Origin of the sequence: Rhodanobacter thiooxydans, from assembly GCF_030291135.1 — a bacterium.
In the GTDB taxonomy this organism is placed as follows: Bacteria; Pseudomonadota; Gammaproteobacteria; order Xanthomonadales; family Rhodanobacteraceae; genus Rhodanobacter; species Rhodanobacter thiooxydans_A.
Genome location: NZ_CP127409.1, coordinates 100,514 through 115,642 on the forward strand (window position 1 = coordinate 100,514; position 15,129 = coordinate 115,642).

The 15,129-nt window shown below is 69.8% G+C and carries 13 protein-coding genes; 6 read left to right on the top strand and 7 right to left on the bottom strand.

Going from position 1 to position 15,129, the window contains the following annotated elements; genetic code table 11:
• Window positions 1-35 precede the first annotated feature (35 nt).
• The 6 genes from QQA13_RS00440 to QQA13_RS00465 form a co-directional block, all read right to left on the bottom strand.
• The gene (locus QQA13_RS00440; protein WP_108472224.1) at window positions 36-1,271 is read right to left on the bottom strand and encodes a metal-dependent hydrolase family protein; all 1,236 of its coding nucleotides are present in this window, start codon (window positions 1,269-1,271) and stop codon (window positions 36-38) included.
• 1 nt (window position 1,272) lies between these two features.
• The gene (locus QQA13_RS00445; RefSeq protein WP_428992342.1) at window positions 1,273-1,938 is read right to left on the bottom strand and encodes a trimeric intracellular cation channel family protein; all 666 of its coding nucleotides are present in this window, start codon (window positions 1,936-1,938) and stop codon (window positions 1,273-1,275) included.
• 35 nt (window positions 1,939-1,973) lie between these two features.
• Window positions 1,974-3,248: a M20 family metallopeptidase gene (locus QQA13_RS00450; RefSeq protein WP_108472223.1), complete on the bottom strand. Its 1,275-nt coding sequence runs from the start codon at window positions 3,246-3,248 to the stop codon at window positions 1,974-1,976.
• A 109-nt stretch (window positions 3,249-3,357) separates the two neighbouring features.
• On the bottom strand, window positions 3,358-3,909 hold the full coding sequence (locus QQA13_RS00455; RefSeq protein WP_234411357.1) for a DsbA family protein: 552 nt from the start codon (window positions 3,907-3,909) through the stop codon (window positions 3,358-3,360).
• Complete coding sequence (locus QQA13_RS00460) at window positions 3,906-4,418, bottom strand: redoxin domain-containing protein (protein WP_108472222.1); 513 nt, start codon at window positions 4,416-4,418, stop codon at window positions 3,906-3,908. Before QQA13_RS00460 ends, QQA13_RS00455 begins: the two co-directional genes overlap by 4 nt.
• Before the next feature lie 34 nt (window positions 4,419-4,452).
• Entirely contained in the window at window positions 4,453-4,836 is a 384-nt protein-coding gene (locus tag QQA13_RS00465) for a TraR/DksA family transcriptional regulator (protein WP_108472221.1), read from the bottom strand.
• Between the two features lie 384 nt (window positions 4,837-5,220).
• Here QQA13_RS00465 and QQA13_RS00470 point away from each other — a divergent pair, with 384 nt between their 5' ends.
• Both QQA13_RS00470 and ntrC read left to right on the top strand, forming a co-directional pair.
• The gene (locus QQA13_RS00470) at window positions 5,221-6,231 is read left to right on the top strand and encodes a two-component system sensor histidine kinase NtrB (RefSeq protein WP_108472220.1); all 1,011 of its coding nucleotides are present in this window, start codon (window positions 5,221-5,223) and stop codon (window positions 6,229-6,231) included.
• A complete protein-coding gene (gene ntrC / locus QQA13_RS00475) occupies window positions 6,224-7,603 on the top strand; it encodes a nitrogen regulation protein NR(I) (protein ID WP_108472219.1) in 1,380 nt (459 codons plus the stop codon). The genes QQA13_RS00470 and ntrC overlap by 8 nt, the downstream gene beginning before the upstream one ends.
• 88 nt (window positions 7,604-7,691) lie before the next feature.
• Here the strand turns inward: ntrC and QQA13_RS00480 are convergent, their stop codons facing one another.
• Entirely contained in the window at window positions 7,692-11,555 is a 3,864-nt protein-coding gene (locus QQA13_RS00480) for a GH36-type glycosyl hydrolase domain-containing protein (RefSeq protein ID WP_108472218.1), read from the bottom strand.
• Window positions 11,556-11,727: 172 nt separating this feature from the next.
• Here QQA13_RS00480 and QQA13_RS00485 point away from each other — a divergent pair, with 172 nt between their 5' ends.
• The 4 genes from QQA13_RS00485 (at window position 11,728) to QQA13_RS00500 (ending at window position 15,127) form a co-directional block, all read left to right on the top strand.
• Window positions 11,728-13,065, top strand: coding sequence for a glucoamylase family protein (locus tag QQA13_RS00485; RefSeq protein ID WP_108472217.1), 1,338 nt, complete (start codon window positions 11,728-11,730; stop codon window positions 13,063-13,065).
• Between the two features lie 31 nt (window positions 13,066-13,096).
• Entirely contained in the window at window positions 13,097-14,002 is a 906-nt protein-coding gene (gene gnd, locus QQA13_RS00490) for a phosphogluconate dehydrogenase (NAD(+)-dependent, decarboxylating) (protein ID WP_108472272.1), read from the top strand.
• A 110-nt stretch (window positions 14,003-14,112) separates the two neighbouring features.
• Complete coding sequence (locus QQA13_RS00495; RefSeq protein ID WP_108472271.1) at window positions 14,113-14,496, top strand: TIGR03067 domain-containing protein; 384 nt, start codon at window positions 14,113-14,115, stop codon at window positions 14,494-14,496.
• Between the two features lie 163 nt (window positions 14,497-14,659).
• Window positions 14,660-15,127: a hypothetical protein gene (locus tag QQA13_RS00500; RefSeq protein WP_108472270.1), complete on the top strand. Its 468-nt coding sequence runs from the start codon at window positions 14,660-14,662 to the stop codon at window positions 15,125-15,127.
• Window positions 15,128-15,129 lie beyond the last annotated feature (2 nt).

The window sequence follows — 15,129 nt, forward strand, 5'->3', positions numbered from 1 at the left end:
GCCCGCGCCGTGGCCGGCCCGTTGCGTTCCAGTCTTCAGCTGCTCGCCGCCGCTGCCGGCTCCGGGCGGCGATAGACGCGGCCGCTCTTCATCACGAAATCCACCCGGGCGGTGGCGCCGATGTCGGCCAGCGGATCGCCGGGCATGGCCACGATGTCGGCGTGCTTGCCGACCGCGAGCACGCCGATGTCGTCCTGGCCGAGCAGCTCGGCTGCGACGCTGGTGGCGGCTCTCAGCGCGCGCGCGGGCGTGAGGCCCGCCGCCACCATCGCCTGGAATTCGAGGATGCCGTGGCTGAAGGGGAACATGCCGCAATCGGTGCCGTAGGCGATTTTCACCTCGCTCTGTGCGATCAGCCGCTGCGAGTCGACGATCGAGCCGCTGTCGCGGCTGAACTTCCAGATCGCCTGGCATGGCAGGGTGTGCTCGTGCAGGGCGTGCAGGTCTTCCTGGGTCATCTGCATCGTCGGCACCAGGTAGGTGCCGGCTTCCTGCGCCAGCGCCAGCGCCTCGGCATCGATCAGGTAGGCGTGCTCCAGGCTGCGCGCGCCGGCGCGGATGGCCTGCCGGCAGCCGTCGGCGGCGCCGGTGTGCACCGCCACCGGCATGCCCAGTTGCCGCGCGGTGGCGGCCAGCAGGTTCATCTCGTCGTCGAACCACGTCACCCGGGCCGGGTCGTCGCCGGGGCTGAAGTAGCCGCCGGTATTGGTGGTCTTGATCCAGTCGCTGCCGAAGGTGTGCTCGCGGCGCACCAGCGCCTTGATTGCGCCCGCATCGTCGGCGATGGCGGAAACCGGGATGTCCCAGCGCGGCCCGTAGAACCCGCGCAGGTCGCCATGCCCGCCGGACGAGCTGATGATGTGCGCGGCGACGATCAGCCGCGGCCCCTCGACGAGACCGGCGGCGAGCGCATTGCGCAGGTCCACGGTGGGGAAGTCCGGATCGACGCAGCCCATGTCGCGCAGCGTGGTGAAGCCGTAGCGCATGTATTCGCGGGCGATGTTCAGTCCCTTCAGCGCCTTGGTCGCGGACGACGTCAACGTCTGCCGCGCCAGGTCGGTGGCATCCATGGTCAGGTGGACGTGGCTGTCGATGAAGCCGGGACTTACGGTGCGCCCGGACAGGTCGATGGTCTGCGCATCGGGCGGCCGGCCCACGGTGGGGCCGATCTCGGCAATGCGGTCGTCTTCCACGAGGATCTCGACCGGGCCGGTCAGGCGGTCGGCCAGGCCATCGAACATCCGGCCGCACAGCAATACGCAGGTTCCCATGTCAGTGCCCTTCGTCGTGGTGCCGGTGGTGCGGTGTGTCCGCTGTCAGCGTCGGCGCCGGCCGCGCCGTGGGCAGGCGCCAGCCGTGCCGGATCGCCATGAAGCGCAGCGCGAAGCACACGCCACCGCCGGCCGCCGCGGCGACCATCGGGTGCAGGTGCAGCAGGTGGGCGCTCACCACCACGCTGGCGCCGGCAAGCGCCGCCAGCGCATACAGGTCGGCGCGCAGCACGGTGGGGATGCCGGACACCAGCACGTCGCGCAGCATGCCGCCGCCGATGCCGGTGAGCATGCCGAGCAGCGCCGCCATGGTCGGGTCGATCCCGTGGGCCAGCGCCTTCTGCGCGCCGGCGACCGCGAAGAACGCCAGCCCCAAGGCGTCGAACCACAGCACGTCGTTGGCCACCTTCTTCGTCACCGCCGGGTACCAGAAGAAGGTGGCCAGCCCGGCCAGGGCGGACACGCCGGAATACTTCCAGTCGGCGATCGCCGCCGGCGGCACTGCGCCGATCAACAGGTCGCGCGTGATGCCACCCGCGTTGCCCGCCGCGAACGCCAGCACCAGCACGCCGAAGACATCGAGCCGATGCCGGACGGCAACCATCGCGCCGCTGATGGCGAACACGAAGGTGCCGCCGAGGTCCAGCACGACCAGCAGGACAGGCAGCACGACCTGGGTGGCTACGGTCGGGTGTTCCATGTTCAGGGCGCTGCCGCCAGCCATGCCCGCGCGGCCACCATCAGCGTCTCCACGCCGGTCTCCAGGGTCGGATGGAGTACCGGCAGGAAGCGCGGGTTGTGGTTGGTCGGGATCTCGTTGAGTTGGTTCTCCGCCTTCGCTTTCGCGTAGGTGTCGGGGTCGGTGCCGCCGACGAACCAGAACACCGACGGCACGCCCCATTCGGCGCCGAACGAGCCGAAATCCTCGCTGGCCGAGGTCGGCCCGGTCTGCCGGATGCGCTCGGCCGGGAAGTGCTGGCGGAACGCCTCGACCACGGTGGCGGTTGCCGCGTCGTCGTTGGTGACCAGCGAATAGTTGTCCAGCGGCGTGATCTCCGGCGGCTTCGGCGCGCCCGAGGCCGCTGCCTCGGCGTTGACGATGCGGGTGATCGCGGCGAGTACGCGCTTGCGTACGCCCTCGTCGAAGGTGCGCACGTTGAGCTTGATCACCGCCTCGTCGGGGATCACGTTTTCCTTGGTGCCGGCCTGCAGCGAGCCGATGGTGAGCACCGCCGCCTCGGTCGGCGCCAGCTCGCGCGCGACGATGGTCTGTAGCCGCATCACCGTCGCCGCCGCCATCACCACCGGGTCGATGCTGGCCTGCGGCATCGAGCCGTGCGCACCGCGCCCGAACAGGCGAATCTGCAGGCTGTCGGCGGCCGAGGTGATCACCCCCTTGCGCCCGCCGATCGCACCGGCCGGGCCGACCATCACGTGCTGGCCGAGCACCGCGTCGGGTTTGGGGAAACGCTTGAACAGGCCGTCGTCGATCATCGCCTGGGCGCCTTCGGCCGTTTCCTCCGCCGGCTGGAACACCGCCATCAGCGTGCCGCGCCAGCTGTCCCGCGTCTGCGCCATCAACGTCGTCGCGCCCACCAGCCAGGTGACGTGCATGTCGTGGCCGCAGGCATGCATCACCGGCACGGTCTTGCCCTCGTGGTCGACCGCCGTGACCTTGCTCGCGTAAGGCGCGCCGGTGGCTTCCTCGACCGGCAGCGCGTCCATGTCGGCGCGCAGCATCACGGTGGGTCCGTCGCCGTTGCGCAACAGGCCGACCACGCCGGTCTTGCCGACGCCGGTGGTCACTTCGTAGCCGGCGGCGCGCAGGTGGTCGGCGGCCAGGCCCGCGGTGCGGGTTTCCTGCATCGACAGTTCCGGGTGGGCGTGGATGTCGGTGTACAACTTCTCCAGCTGCGGCAGCAGGTCACGGAGATTGCCCGGCAATGGCTTGGCGGAAGGTGTCGGTTTCGCGTTCATGGTTGTGGGTGTCCCGGTTTCGAGCGTGTGATGGAAGCTGCCTCATGGCAGCGGACATTCCATGCATGACCTGATCGATGCTGGCGTGGTGGCCGGAGTCGGCGCAAGGTCACGCCTGCCGGGCGATCACCCGGCCGATGTTGTGTACCAGCGCGTCGAAGTCGCCCTGGTACAGGTAGCCGTTGACGTAGAAGCTGGGCGTGCCGTTGACGCCGCTGCGCACGCCGCCCATGAAGTCGCGGCGGATGTGCGCGTCGATGTCGGGGTTGCGCAGGGTGGCGGCGAGCGCCTGCTCGTCCAGGCCCAGGGCGCGCACGCCGGCTTCCAGGCCAGCGCCGCCGCGGGGCGCCCAGTCGTCCTGGTTCTCGTACAGCCAGTCGTGCATCGCCCAGAACTGGCCCTCGACCGCCGCGGCTTCGGCCAGTTCGGCCGCCATCTGGGCGTAGGGATGGGCCTGGCTCAGCGGGAAGTGGCGGAACACGAAGCGCAGGTTGCCGGCGTAGCGGTGCTGCAGCTGCTTCACCAGCGGATAGGCCATGCCGCAGGCGGGGCACTGGAAATCGCCGTACTCCACCAGGGTCACCACGGCGTGCGTGTTGCCCTGGATATGGTCGTGCGCGGCGACCGGCACGGCCAGGATCGAATCCTCGTGCAGCATCATGCAGCCTCCTGCGCGGCGTCGGCGGGCAGCGTCTTCTGGATGTTGTTCGACGGCAACGCTTCCAGCGCCTTGATGATGCCGGCGGCGCCGGGGTTCACGCCCATCGGCGACAGGTAGCTCCAGCGGATCACGCCGTCGCCGTCGATCACGAACAGCGCGCGCCCGGCCACCCCGGCCTTCGCGTCATAGACGCCATAGGCGCGCGCCACCTCGCCCTTCGGCTCGAAGTCGGACAGCAGCGGAAAGTGGAACTTGCGCTCGCGCGCCAGCGCGGCATGGCTCCACGTGCCGTCGACCGAGATCGCCAGCAGCTGCGCGTTGAGGCGGGCGAACTCATCCAGCAATTCGTTGTACAGCGCCAGCTGGTCGCTGCACACCGGGCTCCAGTCGGCGGGGTAGAACGCCAGGATCACGTTGCGGCCGCGAAATTCCTTCAACGCCACGCTCTGGTCGGGGGTGGAGTGCAGGGTGAATGCCGGCGCGGTGGTGCCGGCGGCAAGGATGGTCATGGCGGACTCGTTTCGGGCGTTGACGATAGGCGGGTTATCCGCGGGCTTCGCGGGCACGTTCTTCCTGCATGGTGAGCACGGCTTCGGGCGTGGTCTCCAGCCGTGCCCTGGGGATCGGCTCGCCGCTGAGATCGGACAGGCCGTAACTGCCCTCGCCGATTTTCTGCAGCGCACGTTCGATGTTCGCCACGCGGCGATCGTCCACGTCGTGCAGCGCCTGGTCGACTTCCTGCTGCGACAGATCCTGCGCGTCGTCCTCTTCTTCCCCGGCCTCGTCGCCGTGCTGCAACTGGAACGCGCGCCTGCCAGCCAGGTCGTCTTCCTCGCCGCCCAGCAACTGCCTGCGCAACGCCAGCAGTCGCAGCCGTTGCTGCTCGACGAACTCCCGGCTCAGACCGGCATGCTGTTCCGACGACATGGGATGCTCCCGACGTGACACCCGCACAGGGGTGTCTGTCTACAGTGGAATCAGTCGGGTGAATGCGCTGTAAAAAATGCCCGGTCAGCAACCACCCGTCGTGCCGCCCTGGCAGCTCGGCGGAGACGCCGTGAGACGCTGGATCGATGGGCGACCTCTCTGGCGTCGCGCCCATCCGCTCGCGCCGAGGCGGCCTTCATTCAAGGCACATGTGGGAGCCCCGCCATTCGCTGGTGGCAGATCGCGGATGGCCGGCGCAGCTGGCTCCGGCATCCGGCACAAAACCTCCCGGGGCTGCGTGGGCAGCCGGGAAGAGAAAAGCTGACGCTGCCCCGTGCCGCCGCCCAATTTGCACCAAGACGAAACATTGTCCATGATGGTGCAATGAGCGAGCAGGTGTGGCGGATGTGGGCGGAGCAGATGGCGACCGGGCTGGCCCTGGTCGACGCGGAGCTGCGCCTGCGCTGGCTCAATCCCGCCCTGATCGAATGCCTGGAACTGGGTTTCCGCAACGTGGTGGGGCAGCCGCTCGGGCTGTTGCTGGACGACGCCGACACGGGCGCGGCGCAGGCCGCGAAGGTGCTGGCGGAGCAGCGGCCGGCGCAGTGGCGCGCCGTGGCGCTGGCCACGGCCGACGACCGCAAGCTCAGCGCGGACATCGCACTGCAGCCGTTCGGCGATGGCCTGCTGCTGGAAGTGCACGTGCTGGCCGAGCCGCCGTCGACCACTTCGCCGCTGTCGGCCACGCTGCGCGGCTTCGCGCACGAGGTGAAGAACCCGCTGGCCGGCCTGCGCGGCGCGGCGCAGCTGCTGCAGCGACGGGTCGACGGCGAGGACCTGCAGGCGCTGGCCGGCATGATCATCGACGAGGCCGACCGCCTCGGCGCGCTGGCCAACCGCCTGCTGCACCACGATGGCGCGGCGCAGCTCGGCCCGGTCAACATCCATCGCCTGTTGGAACGGTTGTGCGACCTGCTGCTGGCCGAACCCGCGCCGCCGCAGCTGCGCCACGACTACGACCCCAGCGTGCCCGACCTGCACGGCGATGCCGACCGCCTGCAGCAGATCCTGCTCAATCTAGCCCGCAACGCGCTGGAAGCCGGCGCGCGCACGCTCACCCTGCGCACGCGGGTTGAGCACGGTGCGCGCGTGGGCGAGCGGATGCTGCGCATGGCGTTGCGGGTGGATGTGATCGACGATGGCCCCGGCGTGCCCGCCACGCTGCGCGACACCTTGTTCCAGCCGCTGGTCTCCGGCCGCGCCGACGGCACCGGCCTGGGCCTGGCGCTGTCGCGCGAGATCGCGCACGAACACGGCGGCGAGCTGCGCTACGCCAGCCGCCCCGGCCACACGGTGTTCTCGCTGCACCTGCCATTGGAGCGCATGCATGACTGAAGAGATCTGGATCGTCGATGACGACCGCGGTGTGCGCTTCGTGCTGGCCGAGGCACTGCGCGACGCCGGCCTCGCGGTGCGCGAGTTCGATGCGGTGGCCACCGTGCGCACTGCGCTGCGAGACACGCGTCCCGCGCTGCTGCTCACCGACGTGCGCATGCCGGGCGAGGACGGGCTGGGCCTGCTCGGCGAACTGCAGGCGCAGGGCATCGGCCCGGTGATCGTGATGAGCGCGTACACCGACGTGGCCACCACGGCCGCGGCGTATCGCGCCGGTGCGGTGGACTACCTGGCCAAGCCGTTCGACCTCGACCAGGCGGTGGCCGCGGTGCAGCGTGCGCTGGCCAGCGTGGCCGTGCCGGCAGTGCCCGCCGGCCCGGCGATTGCGCCGAACCATGCGCTGCTGGGCGAGAGCGCGCCGATGCGCGAGGTGTTCCGCCTGATCGGCCGCGTCGCCGCCAGCGACCTCAACGTGCTGGTCACCGGCGAGACCGGCACCGGCAAGGAACTGGTGGCGCGCGCGCTGCACGAGGAAAGCGCGCGCCGCGACAAGCCTTTCGTGGCACTGAATACCGCGGCGATTCCCAGCGAATTGCTGGAGAGCGAGCTGTTCGGCCACGAGGCCGGCGCGTTCACCGGCGCCACCCGCCGCGTCGCCGGCCGCTTCGAGCAGGCCGAAGGTGGCACGCTGTTCCTCGACGAGATCGGCGACATGCCGCTGATCCTGCAGACGCGCCTGCTGCGCGTGCTGGCCGGCGGCGAGTTCTACCGCGTGGGCGGACGCGAGCTGATCCGCTGCAACGTGCGCATCGTCGCCGCCACCCACCAGGACCTCGCCGCGCGCGTCGCCGCCGGAGCGTTCCGCGCCGACCTGATGCACCGCCTCGACGTGGTGCGCATCCATCTCCCCGCGCTGCGCGAGCGTCGCAGCGACATCCCGCTGCTGGCCCGGCACTTCCTCGCCGCCACCGCGCAGGAGCTGAAGCTGCCGCCGAAGCGCTACTCGAAGGCCGCGCTGAAACTGGTCGCCCAGCGCGACTACCCCGGCAACGTGCGCGAGCTGGAAAATCTGTGCCGCCGGGTGGCGGTGATCGCGCCAGGCAGCGAGATCCTGCCGGCCGACCTCGGCAGCAGCGCCGACGCGGCACGCGGCGGCGAATGGACCGACGCGCTGCGCGAGTGGGCCGTGCAGGCGCTGGCCGACGGCGAGGCGGACATCCACGCGCGCGCCCGCGCGGCGCTCGACCAGACCTTGCTCAACGTCGCGCTGCAGGCGAATGACGGTCACCGCCAGAACGCGGCGCAGGCGCTGGGCGTGGGCCGCAACACGCTGACCCGCAAGCTCGGCGCCTCGCGCACCCGGCGCGGGTAACGCTCGCAACTTATCGTTCCGCGCAGGGCGGGCACTGCTCGCCGCTTCTGCGCGGGCGCTGCATGGCGAATGGCGGGCGGTGCCCGCCCTACGGGCCGAGGATGATGCGCAGCCGGTGTGTGCCGCCATCATCGGCCAGCGGTGCATCTTCGCCGGCGGCCAGCGTTTGGCCGTCCAATTCAACCTTCGCCACGCCACGGCAAACCCGCTGCGGGTTCTCCACCTCGATCTCGTAGCAGGTGACGTGCTGTTCGCCGCGGCGGCGGTAGCTGAGCCGGAAGCCTGGCCAGTCCTTCGGCATGCACGGCTCGATGCGCAGGCGGTCGCCATGCAGATGGAAGCCGAGCAACGCCTCCAGCCCCGCGCGGTACAGCCAGCCGGCGGAGCCGGTGTACCAGGTCCAGCCGCCGCGGCCGACGTGCGGTGCCACCGAATAGACGTCCGCGCAGGCGACGTAGGGTTCCACCTTGTAGCGCTCGATCGCTTCGGGGCTGTCGCCGTGGCGGATCGGGTTGAGCAGGTCGAACAGGGCGCCGGTGCGATCGCCGTCGCCGAGGCCGGCCCAGGCGAAGATCGACCAGATCGCTCCATGCGTGTACTGGCCGCCGTTCTCGCGCACGCCGGGCGGGTAGCCCTTGATGTAGCCGGGGTTCTCGCGGCTGTGGTCGAACGGCGGGGTGAACAGGCGATGGAGCTGGTCCGGATGATCGACCAGCAGGCGATCGACTGAGTCCATCGCCTGCATTGCATGCGCGCGATCGCTGATACCGGCCAGCACGCTCCACGATTGCGCGATGGTGTCGATGCGGCACTCGTCGCTTTCGTGGGAGCCCAGCGGCGCGCCATCGTCATAGTAGCCGCGGCGATACCACTGGCCGTCCCACGCCCGCTCCAGCGCGGCACGCAGCGCGTCGGCATGGCCGCGCCAGCGCTGCGCGCGCTCCTTCTCGCCGCGTCGTTCGGCATGCGGCGCCAGCGCGGCGATGGTGGCGAGCTGGAACCAGCCGAGCCAGCTGCTCTCGCCGCGCCCCTCGGCGCCGACCGCGTTCATGCCGTCGTTCCAGTCGCCGGTGCCGATCAGCGGCAGGCCGTGCGCGCCGCAGGTGAGGCTGCTGTCGATGGCGAGCGCGCAGTGCTCGTACACGCTGGCTTGCCGGTCCGAAGCCGCGGGCTGGAAGAAGGCGTCGGTGGCACCGTCGGGTATCGGCTGACCGGCGAGGAACGGCAGCGCTTCATCCAGCACGGCGTCGTCGCCGCTCACCTCGACGTAATGCATGGCCACGTACGCCAGCCAGAGACGATCATCGCTGACCTTCGTGCGGATGCCCTGGCCGCGCGGCGGCAGCCACCAGTGCTGCACGTCGCCTTCGGCGAACTGGCGGCCGGCGGCACGCAGCAGGTGTTCGCGGGCGAGATCGGGGCGGCTCACGCATAGCGCCATCACGTCCTGCAACTGGTCGCGGAAACCGTAGGCGCCGCTGGCCTGGTAGTAGGCGGTGCGCGCCCACAGCCGGCAGCTGGCGACCTGGTACAGCAGCCAGTCGTTGAGCAGGATGTCCAGCGCACGATCGGGCGTATGCACCTGCACGGTGTCGAGCAGGCCATTCCACTGCGCGGCGATGTCGGCGAGCACGCCATCGAAATCGGCCGCGCGGTATTTCTCGACCAGCGCCTGCACGGCGCCCTCGTCGGCGCCCTCGCCGAGCAGGAGTCGCAGGTCGAGCTGCGTGCCCGGCGGCAGTTCGATGCGCACCTGCACTGCGCCGCACGGATCCAGTCCGGCACCGAGGCGGCCGGACAGCGGCGTGCCGTCGCGTAGCGCGAGCGGCTGCGCGACCGTGCCGAGCGGCCCCAGGAAGTCATGGCGGTCGCCGCTCATCGAATGCGCGGGGCCGGCCAGGTCGATGAAGGCCACGCGGTCGCCGAAGTCGGGCCGCCAGCGGTTGCGTGCGAACAAGGCGCCGGTGCGTTCGTCGCGCGACGTGACCACGAACGGCGCCGGGGTGCTGCCGTTCGCGCCCAGCGCCCAGGCGACGTAGCCGGTCACCGACAACCGCCGCGCGCGCGGCGAGCGGTTGCACAGGCGCAGGCGCGACAGCTTGAGCGGATCGTCCGTCGGCACGCACGCCAGCAGCTCCAGCTCGATGCCGTGCGCGTCGCTCTCGAAGCGCGTCCAGCCCTTGCCGTGGGTGGCCGCGTAGTGTGCGCCGGCCACGCGGATCGGCAGCGCGGTGGCGCTCCACAACACGCCGGTATCCTCGTCGCGCAGGTACAGCACGTCGTGCGGGCTGTCGCTGACCGGATCGTTCGGCCACGGCGTCAGCGGATTCTGTTGGCTGTTGAGCGACCACGCATAACCGCCGCCTTCGGCCGAGACCAGGAAGCCGAACGCGGGGTTGGCGATCACGTTCACCCACGGCGCGGGCGTGGGGCGCTGTTCGTCGAGTTCGATCCGGTAGGCGCGGCCGCCATCGACGAAGCCGCCGTGGCCATTGGCGAACTCCGGCGCGTCGGCGCGGGCGGTGACGGCGGCCGCCGTGGCGGTCGCGCAAATTGCTGCCGGCGCGTCGAGCGCGGGCGTCGATCCGGCCGCGGCCTGTGCGGGCTGCGCGCCATCCAGCACCACGCGCGCCACGGTCAGCAGGCCGTTGCGCAGATCCTCGCTAATCGCGTCGTCACGCAACGCGAACAGCTCGGCCTTAGGCAGCTGGTCGTCAACTTTCAGGCGCGCCTGCTGCGCACTCACCAGCGGATCCAGCGCGGCCCGCTGCGCATCGCCGGCGGCATGCAGCAACACCACGTCAACGCCGAATTGGTGGCTGCGCCAATACTGCTGTGCCTGCAGCACCTCGTTCACGCACGCCAGCTCGCCGGCTTCGCCGAGGCGCAACAGGAGGATCGGCCGGTCGCCGGAGATGCCGGCGGACCACAGCACCGGCGCGCCGCCGCAGCCACGCGCCAGTGTATCGGGTGCCGCGCGCTGGCGCGGATCGTTGTACAGCAGCGCGCTCATCCAGTGGGCGAATCGCGCCGCCTGCGCGGCGCCGATGCCGAGCCGTCGGCGCTCCGCGTCGGCCTGTTGCGCGGCGCCGTCGAACAGCCGCTCAGCGGCGGCTGTATCGCCGAGCTGCTTGGCCAGCGCCATGGCGCCGTCGCGCGAATCGGCCAGCTGCGTCCACAGCAGCAGGGTCACGCTGCTGTTCGGCGCCAGCGTGAAGCGCCGGCGCAGGCTGAACACCGGATCGAGCACGCAGCCGACCGTGTTCGACAATGCGGCGCCCGGTTGCATCGCCTGCGCGTCATGCAGCGTGCGCAGGCGACCGAGGAAGCGTGCGCGATCGGTTTCGCATTCGCCGGCATCGCCGCCATCGTCTCCGGCGATCTGCAGCGCCTGCGCGGCCCACACTTCGGCCTCGCTGCTGTCGCGCCGCCGCCGCGTGGCCAGCAGGACGCCGTGCGCAGCGTCCCACTCGGTCTGCACGAACATCTTGGAAAACGCCGGGTGCGCGTCGTCGGCGCCGATCGGACCGAGCACCAGCTCGGCGTACGAAGTCAGCGACAGCGTGCGCGTGCGGTCACCGTGGTTGCTCAAGGTGAGTCGGCGCAGTTCGATGTCGGCGTCGGCGGCCACCGCCACTTCCAGCATGCTGTGCACGCTGTGGTGGCGCCGGCTGAAACAGGCGCGCCCCGCGTCGAACGCGACCACATCGTCCGGTCTGTGCGTGCCATACGGCTGCCGGCTGGCGGACCAGGTTTCACCGTCATCCTCGTCGCGCAACAGCAGGTAGCTGCCCCAGCCGTCACCGACCGGATCCTCGCGCCAGCGCGTCACCGCCAGGCCGCGCCAGCGGCTGAAGCCGGCGCCATTCGCGCCCAGCATCACGCTGTAGCGGCCATTGGAGAGCAGACAGCGTGGCGGCGTGTCGATCGTGCGGGGTACGGGCGAGGGCATGATGACTCCAGTCGGCGACAGCAAAAATCCAGCATGCACCAGTCGCGGCATGCATGACGTCAACCTGCGTTTCACCATGTCGCGGAGTAGGATGCCTGCGGTATCGACAGCGACCTCCAGGCGCAGCATCTCCGGTGCCCTGCTGCCATCACCGCGACAGATCACGAGATCCATGCGTTCCCACCCACTCAGCCAATCACGCGAAGCGGGCCCGCTGCTGCAGCACCTGCAGAACAAGGCGTTCGCCTACTTCCAGTACGAGACGAACCTGCAGAACGGCCTGGTCTCCGACAAGACCGCGCCGGACTGGCCGGCCAGCATCGCGGCGACCGGGCTGGCGCTGAGCTGCTATCCGGTGGCGGTCGAGCGCGGGCTGCTGGGCCGCGATGCCGCGATCAAGCGCACGCTGACCACGCTGCGCTTCTTCCGCGACAGCCCGCAGGGCGAGCAGCCCGACGCCAGCGGTTATCGCGGCTTCTACTACCACTTCCTCGACATGCGCAGCGGTCGGCGCGCGTGGCAGTGCGAACTGTCAACCGTGGACAGCGCCCTGCTGTTCGCCGGCATGCTCGCCGCCGCCGCGTACTTCGACGAGGACACCGCCGAGCAGAAGGAAATCCGCGACACCGCGAACTTCCTCTACCAGCGCGCGGAGTGGCCGTGGGCGCAGGCCGCCGACGGTACCCTCGGCCACGGCTGGCACCCGGAAAGCGGCTTCATCCCGCACCGCTGGCAGGGCTACGACGAAGGCCTGCTGCTGTACGTGCTGGCGCTCGGCTCGCCCACGCATCCGTTGCCGCCGAGCGCGTATGCCGCCTGGTCGTCCACCTACGAGTGGAAGCGCTGCTACGACATCGACTACCTGTACTGCGCCCCGCTGTTCACCCACCAGCTGTCGCAGGCATGGATCGACTTCCGCGGCATCCGCGATGCGTTCATGCGCGACAAGGGTATCGACTACTTCGAGAACAGCCGCCGCGCCACCCAGGTCCAGCAACGCTACGCGATCGACAATCCGCTCGGCTTCAAGGGCTACGGCGAGCATTGCTGGGGCATCACCGCCTGCGACGGACCGGGCCCGGCCACGCTGAAGATCGACGGCATCGAGCGCCAGTTCCACGACTACGTCGGTCGCGGCGCGCCGTATGGCATCGACGACGGCACGCTGGCGCCGTGGGCGGTGGTGGCGTCGCTGCCGTTCGCGCCGGAGATCGTGCTGCCGACCCTGCACCACTTCATCGACATGCTGCAGCTGCACGACGCGCATCCCTACGGCTTCCGGGCCAGCTTCAACCAGACCTGGGCCGACCAGCCCGGCCAGTCGCCGGGTTGCTGGGTCTCGCCGTACTTCTTCGGCCTCAACCTCGGCCCGATCGTGCTGATGGTGGAGAACCATCGCAGCGGCATGCCCTGGCAACTGATGCGCGGCTGCCGCGCCATCGTCGACGGCCTGCGCCGCGCCGGTTTCGACGGCGGCTGGCTGGACGCCGCGAACAAGCAGGTGTCCTGATCCTTTCTTCTACTGCTACGGAGCAAACATGATGGAACTTGGCATGGTGGGTCTCGGGCGCATGGGCGCCAACATGGCCGAACGGCTGGTGCGCGGCGGCCACAAGGTCAGCGGCTTCGACCCAAATGCAGATGCGCGCAAGGCCGCCGAAGCGGTCGGCATCGCGCCGGTGGCCTCGCTGGCGGCGCTGGTCCAGGCGTTGCCAGCGCCGCGCGTGGTGTGGCTGATGGTGCCCGCCGGCAAGATCACCGACGACACCGTCGACGCCTTGCTGGCGCTGCTGGCGAAAGGCGACACCGTGATCGACGGCGGCAACTCCAACTACAAGGACAGCCTGCGCCGCGCGCAGCTGTATGCCGAACACGGCCTGGGCTACGTCGACTGCGGCACCAGCGGCGGCGTGTGGGGCCTCAAGGAGGGCTACAGCATGATGATTGGCGGCGACGAAAAAACCGTCGCGTCGCTGCGGCCGATCTTCGAGACGCTGGCGCCGGCGAAGGACCAGGGCTGGGGCCGGGTCGGCCCGGTCGGCTCCGGCCACTACACCAAGATGGTCCACAACGGCATCGAGTACGGCATGATGCAGGCCTACGCCGAAGGCTTCGCGATCCTCAAGCACAAGGAGGAGTTCGGCCTCGACCTGCACCAGGTTGGCGAGATCTGGCGCTACGGCAGCGTGGTGCGTTCGTGGCTGCTCGACCTCGCCACCGACGCGCTCGGCAAGAACCCGAACCTGGACGGCATCGCGCCCTACGTGGTCGACTCCGGCGAAGGCCGCTGGACCGTGAACGCCGCGCTGGAACTCAACGTCTCCGCCCCGGTGATCACGCTGTCGCTGATGGAACGCTTCCGTTCGCGCGACAGCGATTCGTTCGCCGACAAATTGCTGGCGTCGTTGCGCAACGAGTTCGGCGGGCATGCGATCAAGAAAGAGTAGGCGTTGCGCGCTCTTTGTCGGTGTGCAACCGCTACGTGATTGTCGGAACCAAAGAGTCGAGGAGCCAAGCGCGGCTGTTAAGCTCGCCGGTCACCCATGGAAGAATGCACATGTCGCAACGATCGGATGACCTGGCACGGCTGCAAGGCGTGTGGAGACAGGTCCGCATGGAAGCCGATGGCGTGGTGGATCCGCCGGATGAGCACGGCGGGGCGGGTGCGCTAACCACGATCGCCGGAACGCATTTCAGCGTGCGCACCATCGAAGGCCACTTGTTGCTGGAAGGCGAGTTCGTCATCGATGCATCAACCCGGCCGAAGTCGATCACCTGGATCGATGTCATTGGCGCGGACCAGGGCACGCCCTTGCCCGGCAGCTATACGCTGGATGGCGAGCACTTCGAGTTCATCGCCGGCGATGCGGGCGCCCCGCGCCCCGTGGTGTTTCGCACGATGCCGGGACAGACCATGCGGACCTTCGTCCGTCATCGTTGACGCCATGCCAACCGGGCCGGTCCGGGCCGGTCCGGACGATGTGTGACGCGCGCCGGCAAGGCGTCCGGAAACTCCCTGCTAGACTCGCCCGGCCGATTCGCGGCGCGGCGCCGCGAAGCTGGATCACCCGGGGTTTTCGACGGTCTTGCAGGAGGTGGACACGATGGCCGTGCCATTGTCATGGAAGGTGGGAGGCGTCGTGGCCGGTCTGGTCGCCGTGGCGCTTGCCGGGCATGGACTGTACCTGTACCTGGCCGCGCGTCACGCTGACGAGCTCACCCGCGATCTCGCGCAGCATGCCGAGTTGCAGGCGCAACAGGCCAGGGCCCAGGCCGAGCTGCGCAGCGCCCGCCTGACGGCGACGCTCGAACGCCGGCGCGAGGAGCTGGCCACGACCTATCGGCAGGTCGGCGAGGAAGCCGCGCAGTATCAGGCAGCGCAGGCCAGGCGCGCGGAACGGCAGCGGCAGGAAGCGCTGCGGGTGCAGGCCAGCTACCGCTTGGGCCCCGATCAGCAGTGCGCCGGTGGCCTGGTCATCGACCGCAGCGGTTCGAATTTCAGCCAGGCGCTCGGCAAGAGCGGCCAGCCCATCCATTGCAGCGGCGACACCGCGACCGAGCCGTTGCGCTGATC

Excerpts from the sequence above, each read along its gene's own strand:
- QQA13_RS00440 (WP_108472224.1), bottom strand. The coding sequence starts at position 1,271 with ATGGGAACCTGCGTATTGCTGTGCGGCCGGATGTTCGATGGCCTGGCC.
- QQA13_RS00450 (WP_108472223.1), bottom strand. The coding sequence starts at position 3,248 with ATGAACGCGAAACCGACACCTTCCGCCAAGCCATTGCCGGGCAATCTC.
- QQA13_RS00455 (WP_234411357.1), bottom strand. The coding sequence starts at position 3,909 with ATGATGCTGCACGAGGATTCGATCCTGGCCGTGCCGGTCGCCGCGCAC.
- QQA13_RS00460 (WP_108472222.1), bottom strand. The coding sequence starts at position 4,418 with ATGACCATCCTTGCCGCCGGCACCACCGCGCCGGCATTCACCCTGCAC.
- QQA13_RS00465 (WP_108472221.1), bottom strand. The coding sequence starts at position 4,836 with ATGTCGTCGGAACAGCATGCCGGTCTGAGCCGGGAGTTCGTCGAGCAG.
- QQA13_RS00470 (WP_108472220.1), top strand. The coding sequence starts at position 5,221 with ATGAGCGAGCAGGTGTGGCGGATGTGGGCGGAGCAGATGGCGACCGGG.
- ntrC (WP_108472219.1), top strand. The coding sequence starts at position 6,224 with ATGACTGAAGAGATCTGGATCGTCGATGACGACCGCGGTGTGCGCTTC.
- QQA13_RS00480 (WP_108472218.1), bottom strand. The coding sequence starts at position 11,555 with ATGCCCTCGCCCGTACCCCGCACGATCGACACGCCGCCACGCTGTCTG.
- QQA13_RS00485 (WP_108472217.1), top strand. The coding sequence starts at position 11,728 with ATGCGTTCCCACCCACTCAGCCAATCACGCGAAGCGGGCCCGCTGCTG.
- gnd (WP_108472272.1), top strand. The coding sequence starts at position 13,097 with ATGGAACTTGGCATGGTGGGTCTCGGGCGCATGGGCGCCAACATGGCC.
- QQA13_RS00495 (WP_108472271.1), top strand. The coding sequence starts at position 14,113 with ATGTCGCAACGATCGGATGACCTGGCACGGCTGCAAGGCGTGTGGAGA.
- QQA13_RS00500 (WP_108472270.1), top strand. The coding sequence starts at position 14,660 with ATGGCCGTGCCATTGTCATGGAAGGTGGGAGGCGTCGTGGCCGGTCTG.